This is a genomic window from Pantoea sp. GbtcB22, assembly GCF_019091025.1.
GTDB classification, from domain to species: Bacteria; Pseudomonadota; Gammaproteobacteria; order Enterobacterales; family Enterobacteriaceae; genus Pantoea; species Pantoea leporis.
This window is the reverse complement of the sequence record NZ_JAGXKB010000052.1, coordinates 1-325: the sequence shown is the minus strand read 5'-3', so window position 1 is coordinate 325 and position 325 is coordinate 1. Positions and strand designations below refer to the sequence as shown.

Annotated in this window: 2 pseudogenes; both read right to left on the bottom strand. The window is 61.8% G+C overall.

Going from position 1 to position 325, the window contains the following annotated elements:
- Window positions 1-116 (bottom strand): annotated as a pseudogene (gene hisH / locus KVT28_RS24750) (imidazole glycerol phosphate synthase subunit HisH); the annotation flags it as partial.
- Window positions 113-325: pseudogene (locus tag KVT28_RS24745) on the bottom strand (bifunctional histidinol-phosphatase/imidazoleglycerol-phosphate dehydratase); the annotation flags it as partial. The pseudogenes KVT28_RS24745 and hisH, both read right to left, overlap by 4 nt.

Genomic DNA, 325 nt, shown 5'->3' with positions numbered 1-325 from the left:
GCATGCAGCACCACATCCGGGTCGCGGCTCACCTGCGGCGTGTAGCCGAGCCGCTCAATCGCCCACTTCACCGACGACAGGAAGGCGCAGCCGGGATCGGGGATCACCACGATCATCTCAGCACTCCTTTCGAGCTCGGCAAGGTGTTGCCTTCCACGAGAATCGCCTGGCGCAGCGTGCGGCCAAAGGCTTTGAACAGGCTTTCCACACGATGGTGATCGTTACGGCCTTTGGTGTTCAGGTGCAGCGTGCTCACCATCGCGTAGGAGAGGGAGCTGAAGAAGTGCTCGACCATCTCGGTGCTGAGATCGCCGACGCGCTGGTA